We start from the raw sequence: 1463 nt of genomic DNA on the forward strand, positions 1-1463 counted from the left end.
CGCTCTGATGTCCGCTGTCAAGGTTTGGAACGCAGAAGGTCGCCCGATCCGAGGAACGGCTGCTCATTCTGATGAGCGCGCATGGGTGGAGGCGGAACTGAAGGACGTCGGTGATCAAGCTCTGATGCGCGGGTTGGCTACCGCATTCCCGATTGTGCGTCCGGGGCTGTTCCTATCTTACTGCGGGCGTCGGTCAATTTGCCGGCCACAAAGCGTCTGACGGGCATTCCCCTGCCGTGGTCCCGCCTCCGCCCATGCGCGAGGTGTAGACTGCCGCGGCGAGCGATCAGGTGGAGCGTGCCTCCCTGGCGACGGCCCACATGAAGCCGACTAGTTCGCGGGCGATCGCCGTGCAGACCACCGTCGTTCGCTTGCCTCGCGCAACCAGCTTTCGATACCGGGTCGTCAGGCGGGCCTGAGCCTTCCATGCGATCTCACGGACTTTCGGCGGTGCCTGCTCCAACCGGTACAGCTTCGCCTTGCCGATCCGGGGTGGATGTCGATAGGTCCAGGCGCTCTCAACCAGCATGTGGCGAACGCGGCCATTGCCTGCCTTGGTGATGCCGCCACGCCTGATTGTCTCTCCAGTCGACCGCTCGCCGGGAACGAGGCCGAGATAGCCCATGAGCTGGCGAGGGCTCTCAAAACGGCTTACGTCGCCGACCTCGGTGGCGAACGTCACGGCGACGATCAGATCGACCCCACGCAATGTCTGGAGCGCTCGCACGATCGGCGCCAGCGACCAGTTCGGGATGAACTCTTCGATCACGCGATCAAGCCGTTCCACACGCTCTTTCGAGACGCGCACCGCTTCGACCATTTCCTGGAGCGCGATCTGATGTGCAGGATAATCGAACCGCTGCTCCTGCAACCAACGCAGGTAGCGCATGGTCCAGTTCTTCGTGCGCGGATAGGCACGACCATGCTTGAGCATGAAAGCGCTCACCTGCTGGCGATGGACCCGCAGCGTCTCGACCGCGGCTGCCCGGGCGCGAACGAGATCTCGCATGGCTTCGTGATCTTCATCGGGAACCCATACCGCCGTCAGTTCGCCGGCGCGCAGCAGCCTTGCCAATGAAAGAGCATCCCGGCGGTTCGTTTTCACCCGATCGCCAGGCTTCCTTGGAATCAGCGATGGCGCGACCACGGTGCATTCATGGCCAAGGGAACGGATCAGCCGGTAAAGGCCATAGCCGGTTGGGCCCGCCTCGTAGCATAGGTGGATGCGATCGAACTTGGCAGCGATCCGTTGGATAACGCGGCGCATACTCGTATCCGATGCGTCGACCTCGCCGAAGAACCGAACCTCTCCCTCCCGGCCGGCTTCCGCAATCGCGATGGCGTTCCTCAGCTTAGCGACATCGATTCCGACAAATGCTTCCCTATAATCTGCCACGGCTCGTCCTCCTGTGATGAGGATCGGCTCGGACCGCCCGAGCAACCCTCGGACGCGCAGTGTAGGG

3 protein-coding genes are annotated in these 1463 nt (G+C 62.7%); 2 read left to right on the forward strand and 1 reads right to left on the reverse strand.

Annotated elements, in window-relative coordinates:
- Positions 1-220 (forward strand): hypothetical protein (locus LB547_RS32215; RefSeq protein ID WP_210241397.1); only part of this gene is annotated, 220 nt, incomplete at its 5' end.
- 66 nt (positions 221-286) lie between these two features.
- Here LB547_RS32215 and LB547_RS32220 read toward each other — a convergent pair.
- Positions 287-1339 (reverse strand): IS110 family transposase, encoded by a 1053-nt coding sequence (locus LB547_RS32220; RefSeq protein ID WP_224656386.1) that lies wholly within the window; start codon positions 1337-1339, stop codon positions 287-289.
- Between LB547_RS32220 and LB547_RS32590 the strand changes: the two genes are divergently transcribed.
- A partial coding sequence (locus tag LB547_RS32590) for a hypothetical protein (RefSeq protein ID WP_224656387.1) occupies positions 1220-1463 on the forward strand: 244 nt, incomplete at its 3' end. The two genes, LB547_RS32220 and LB547_RS32590, sit on opposite strands and share 120 nt — an antisense overlap.

It is taken from the genome of Mesorhizobium sp. B264B1B, assembly GCF_020165765.1.
Classification (GTDB): Bacteria; Pseudomonadota; Alphaproteobacteria; order Rhizobiales; family Rhizobiaceae; genus Mesorhizobium.